Source organism: Immundisolibacter sp. (genome assembly GCF_041625615.1).
Taxonomy (GTDB): domain Bacteria; phylum Pseudomonadota; class Gammaproteobacteria; order Immundisolibacterales; family Immundisolibacteraceae; genus Immundisolibacter.
On sequence record NZ_JBFJTF010000142.1, the window covers coordinates 1 to 5365 of the forward strand.

Below are 5365 nucleotides of genomic sequence, written 5' to 3' on the forward strand. Positions count from 1 at the left end.
GCCCTGGTACGACGGCGAAAGCGCGCTCGTCTGGCCGGCCGACGGCCCGCCGCAGCCGATCAACATGGGCTGCAACGCTAACGACCTGATCGATTGAGCACGAGCGCCGCGCCAAGGCATCCGCGGCACGCGGAAGTGCCGCGCGTGCTCGACGCAGCGCGCTGAACACGCCCCCCCCGAAAACCACGCGTTTCGGGGGCGGGGGCTGGGCGGCCCCGGACGGACCGATCCGGCCTCTCAAATCAAGGCGTCTGCGCGTTTTCCTTCGGCGGCGCGATCATGTCGCGCGCCGACAGCCCGGTCGGCAGCAGCGACCAGCTGGCCACGTAGATGGTGGAGTAGGCGCCGGCGATCACGCCCAGCAGCATGGCCACCGAAAAGCTGTGGATCGCATCACCACCGAAGAACACCAGCGGCAGCAGCGCCAGCACCACGGTGGCGGTGGTGGCGATGGTCCGCGCCATGGTCTCGTTCACCGAGCGGTTGATGACCTCGCGCGTGCTGGCCTTGCGCATGCGCGGGAAGTTCTCGCGGATGCGGTCGTAGATGACCACCGTGTCGTTGATGGAGTAACCGATCACCGTCAGCACCGCCGCCACCACGGTCAGGTCGAATTCCAGCCCGATCAGCGAACAGAACCCCACGGTGATGATGGCGTCGTGCGCCAGCGACACGATGGCGCCGATGGCGAAGCGGTACTCGAAGCGGAACGCCACGTAGGCGCCGATGGCCAGCACCGCGTACAGCAGCGCCAGGGCGGCGTTGGTCACCAGCTCGTCGCCCACCTGCGGGCCGACGAATTCCACCCGCTGGAGCGTCACCCCGTCAGTGCCGCCGGCGTCGAGCGCCTGGAGCACGCGCGTGCTGAGCTCGCCGCCGGACCCGGCCTCACCGACCGGAATGCGCACCAGCACCTCACTGCGGGTACCGAAGTACTGCACCACGGCCTTGTCCAGACCGTGGCCGGCCAGCGCCGCCTGTACCTGCGGCAGCTCCACCGGCGCCGGATACTGCACCTCGACCAGTGTGCCGCCGGTGAAATCGATGCCGAAGTTGAGGCCGCGCACCGCCAGTGACACCACCGACGCCACCACCAGCAACGCTGACAGCGCCAGCATCACCGGCGAATAGCGCATGAAATCGACTTTGAAGGCCGGCTGTGCCATGGCTCAGCTCCGCGCGGCAGACGCCGCGCGGCGGCCGCGCGGCTGGATGAGGTTGACCAGGGCACGGCTCACGAACACCGCCGTGAACACGGTGGTGACGATGCCGATCGACAGCGTCACCGCAAACCCCTTGACCGGGCCGCTGCCGAAAATGAACAGCAGCAAACCGGCCAACAGCGTGGTGACGTTGGCGTCCAGAATGGTGCCGAAGGCGCGGTCGTAGCCGGCGGCGATGCTGGCCTGCGGCGAGTTGCCGTTGCGCAGTTCCTCGCGGATGCGCTCGTTGATGAGCACGTTGGCGTCCACCGCCATACCCAGCGTCAGCACGATGCCGGCGATTCCCGGCAGGGTGAGCGTGGCCTGCAACAGCGACATGACGGCCACGATCAGCACCAGATTCCCGGCCAGGGCGACGTTGGCCATCATGCCCAGCGTCCGGTAGCGCACGGCCATGAACAGCACCACCAGCAACAGCGCCATCAGCACTGCGCGCTCGCCCTTCTCGATGTTCTCGCGCCCCAGGCTGGGGCCGACGGTGCGCTCCTCGACGATCGCCAGCGGTGCCGCCAGCGAGCCGGCACGCAGCAGCAGCGCCAGGTCGCGCGCCTCGCGGGCGTTGTCCATGCCGGTGATCTGGAACCGCCGCCCGAGGCGGTCCTGGATCACCGGCGCGGTGATCACCTCTTCGGTGCGGCGGTTGCGCCGCTCGAGCGTGCCGTCCGGCTGGCGCACGGTGTCGGTCTTGTTCTCGATGAACACCACCGCCAGCCGGCGGCCGATGTTGTCACCGGTGACGCGCTCGAAAATGCCCGCGCCGCGCCCGTCCAGCGACACGTGCACCACGGCGCCAGCGGACTGCTGGTCGAAGCCCGAGGCGGCGTCGGTGATGTATTCGCCGGTCAGGATGGCGCGATCCTTGAGCAGGATCTGTCCGCCGTCGCGCGTGGGATACAACCGCGAGCCGGGCGGCACGCGGCCGGCCACGGCACTCCCCAGGTCGTGCTCCTCGTCCACCAGCTTGAATTCCAGGGTGGCGGTGGCGCCCAGCACTTCCTTGGCGCGGGCCGTGTCCTGCACGCCCGGCAACTGCACGATGATGCGGCTGTCGCCCTGCTGCTGCACCACCGGCTCGGCAACGCCCAGTTCGTTGACGCGGTTGCGCAGGGTGGTCATGTTCTGTTGCAGCGCCAGGCGTCGCACCTCGCGCAGGTAGGCGTCCCCCAGCCGACCGATCAGTCGCTGCGCGTCACCGGAGGCGGTTTCCACGACCAGCTCCGGATGCGTGCGTTCGATCAGCTGCTGCGCCTGCGCCACGTCGGTGTCGGCGCGCAGACGCACCTCGACCGCGCTGCTGCCGTCGGGCTCGGCCACCCGGCGCGCCCACTCGTAACGCAGGCGCTGCTCGCGCAGCAGCTGGCGCAGGTCGTCGACCAGCCGGTCCTCGGCCGCGCGCACGGCAGCGGCGGTGTCCACTTCCAGCAGGAAATGCACACCACCGCGCAAATCCAGGCCAAGGAACATCGGCTGCGCCCCGAGCGCACCCAGCCACGGCGGCGCCGCCGGCACAAGATTCAGTGCCACCGTGTAATCGGACCCCAGGCGCGCGCGCACCACATCCTGCGCCTCGAGCTGCTGATCGGTGTCGGCAAACCGCACCGTAAGCCCCTCGTCGGTGATGGCGATCGCACGCGCCTGCAAGCCGGCCGCCTGCAGCGCGTCACTGACCTCGCGCTGGGCATCGGCATCCACCACCCGCCCGCGCTGGCCGGAAATCTGCAGGGCCGGATCGGTGCCGTAGACATTGGGCAGGGCGAACAGCGCACCCAGCACCAGCACCGCGGCCAACAGCAGGTTGACCCACCAGGGATAACGGTTCATGTGGGCCGTCTCAGAGGGTGTTCAGCGTCCCTTTCGGCAGCAGCTGACCTACCGCCTGCTTCTGCACCTTGACCTCGACCCCGTTGGCGATCTCGACCGCCAGGAACTGTTCGGTGACGCGCACCACGCGCCCGGCCAGGCCACCGGCAACCACCACCTCGTCACCGGCCTTGATCTCGCTGACCATCTTGCGGTGTTCCTTCTGCCGCTTCATCTGCGGCCGGATCATCATGAAGTAGAACACCACGAACAGGGCCAGCACGAAGAACATGCTTTCGAAACCCGGCGGCGACGCGGCGGCCGCCGGCGCCTGCTCGGCAAAGGCATCGCTGATGAACATCGACATGCGCGTTTCCCTAGCTTGTGACGAGGCAGTTTCCGCCCCCGAAAAAAGGCGCCGGATTATGCCACAGGGGGTACCGGCAGCCCCTGGCGACCGTAGAACCCGGCCACGAACGCATCCAGTGACGCGGTCTCGATGGCGCGCCGCAGGCCCTGCATCAGTACCTGGTAGTAATGCAGGTTGTGCAGGGTGTTCAGACGCAAACCGAGCAACTCGCCGGCCTGATCCAGATGCCGCAGATAGGCACGGCTGTGGTGCTGACAGGTGTAGCAGCCGCAGTTCTCCTGCACCGGCCGGGTGTCGTCCCGGTAACGGGCGTTGCGCAGGCGCAGCACCCCCTCATCGGTGAACAGATAGGCGTGACGCGCGTGGCGGGTCGGCATGACACAGTCGAACATGTCGATGCCGCGCCGCACCGCCTCCACGATGTCCTGCGGCGTGCCCACCCCCATCAGGTACCGCGGCCGGGTTTCCGGCAGGCGCGGCCCCAGAAAGTCCAGCACACGCAGCATGTCCTCCCGCGGCTCGCCCACCGAAAGCCCGCCCACCGCGTAGCCGTCGAACCCGATATCCAGCAGGCCGGCCAGCGACGTTGCGCGCAGGTCCTCGTACACACCGCCCTGCACGATGCCGAACAGCGCCGACGGATGGTCGCCGTGCGCCTCGCGGCTGCGCCTCGCCCAGCGCAGCGACAGCTCCATCGAGCGCCGGGCCTCGGCGTGCTCGGCCGGGTACGGCGTGCACTCGTCGAAGATCATCACCACGTCGCTGCCCAGGCCGTGCTGGACGGCGATCGCCTCCTCCGGGCCCAGGAACACGCGGCTGCCGTCGATGGGCGACCGAAACTGCACCCCCTGCTCGCTGATCTTGCGCAGGGTCTTCAGGCTGTACACCTGAAACCCGCCCGAGTCGGTGAGGATCGGCCGCTGCCAGTCCATGAACCCGTGCAGTCCATCGTGCCGGCGCACGATGTCCACCCCCGGGCGCAGCATCAGGTGAAAGGTATTGCCGAGCAGGATCTGCGCGCCGGTATCGGCCACTTCCTGCGTGGTCAGCGACTTGACCGTGCCCTGCGTGCCGACCGGCATGAAGGCCGGCGTGTCGACCACGCCCCGGCCAAACACCAGCCGCCCGCGGCGGGCGGCGCCGTCACCGGCCAGGCGCTCGAAGGTCAGCGGCATGGCGTGCGCTCCAGCAGCATGGCATCCCCATAGCTGAAAAAGCGGTATTCACTGCTTACCGCGTGTCGGTAGGCGGCCATCACCGCCTCGTAGCCACCAAAGGCGCAAACCAACATGAGCAAGGTCGACTCCGGCAGGTGGAAGTTGGTGATCAGCGCATCGACCACGCGAAACCGGTAGCCGGGCGTGATGAACAGGCGGGTTTCGCCGACAAACGGCGCCAACGCGCCGTCCGCTGCCGCGCTTTCAAGCGCCCGCACCACGGTCGTGCCGACCGCCACCACCCGCCCGCCACGCGCGTGCGTCGCGGCCACCTGCGCGCACACCTCGGGCGACACATCCAGCCACTCGGCATGCATGCGGTGCGCGTGGAGATCCTCCACCCGGACGGGCTTGAAGGTGCCGGCACCCACATGCAGCGTGACCTGGCCGATCTGCACGCCCAGGCCACGCAGTCGTTCGAGCAGCGGCGCGTCGAAGTGCAGACCGGCGGTCGGTGCGGCCACCGCCCCCGGACGTTGCCCGTAGACCGTCTGGTAACGGTTTTCATCGTCGTTGCCGGCCTGGCGGGTGATGTACGGCGGCAGCGGCAGCTGGCCGATGGTGTCCAGCCAGTCGCGCACGGGGCGGTCGAACCGCAGCTGGCGGAATTCGCCGACCACCTCACCCAGGGTGGCCACCACCTGCTGACCACCGCCGGCGAACGTCACCGCCGCCCCCGGCTTCAGCGACTTGCCGCCGCGCAGTTGCACCAGCGCCGTGTACTCGCCCTGCAGGCGTTCGATCAGCGCCTCGAC

5 protein-coding genes are annotated in these 5365 nt (G+C 68.7%); all 5 read right to left on the minus strand.

Going from position 1 to position 5365, the window contains the following annotated elements; translation table 11 throughout:
- Window positions 1–242: 242 nt before the first annotated feature.
- Window positions 243–1166, minus strand: coding sequence for a protein translocase subunit SecF (gene secF / locus ABYX71_RS10110; RefSeq protein ID WP_372696375.1), 924 nt, complete (start codon window positions 1164–1166; stop codon window positions 243–245).
- Between the two features lie 3 nt (window positions 1167–1169).
- Window positions 1170–3044 carry a protein translocase subunit SecD gene (gene secD, locus ABYX71_RS10115; RefSeq protein ID WP_372696376.1) on the minus strand — a complete coding sequence of 625 codons (1875 nt, stop codon included), beginning with the start codon at window positions 3042–3044 and terminating at the stop codon, window positions 1170–1172.
- A gap of 10 nt (window positions 3045–3054) precedes the next feature.
- Window positions 3055–3384, minus strand: a complete 330-nt coding sequence (gene yajC, locus ABYX71_RS10120) for a preprotein translocase subunit YajC (protein ID WP_372696378.1) — start codon at window positions 3382–3384, stop codon at window positions 3055–3057.
- Window positions 3385–3446: 62 nt separating this feature from the next.
- Entirely contained in the window at window positions 3447–4562 is a 1116-nt protein-coding gene (gene tgt, locus ABYX71_RS10125) for a tRNA guanosine(34) transglycosylase Tgt (RefSeq protein ID WP_372696379.1), read from the minus strand.
- Window positions 4559–5365, minus strand: an 807-nt coding sequence (queA, locus tag ABYX71_RS10130; RefSeq protein ID WP_372696377.1) for a tRNA preQ1(34) S-adenosylmethionine ribosyltransferase-isomerase QueA, incomplete at its 5' end; no start/stop codon positions are given. The genes queA and tgt, both read right to left, overlap by 4 nt.

Excerpts from the sequence above, each read along its gene's own strand:
- secF (WP_372696375.1), bottom strand. The coding sequence starts at position 1,166 with ATGGCACAGCCGGCCTTCAAAGTCGATTTCATGCGCTATTCGCCGGTG.
- secD (WP_372696376.1), bottom strand. The coding sequence starts at position 3,044 with ATGAACCGTTATCCCTGGTGGGTCAACCTGCTGTTGGCCGCGGTGCTG.
- yajC (WP_372696378.1), bottom strand. The coding sequence starts at position 3,384 with ATGTTCATCAGCGATGCCTTTGCCGAGCAGGCGCCGGCGGCCGCCGCG.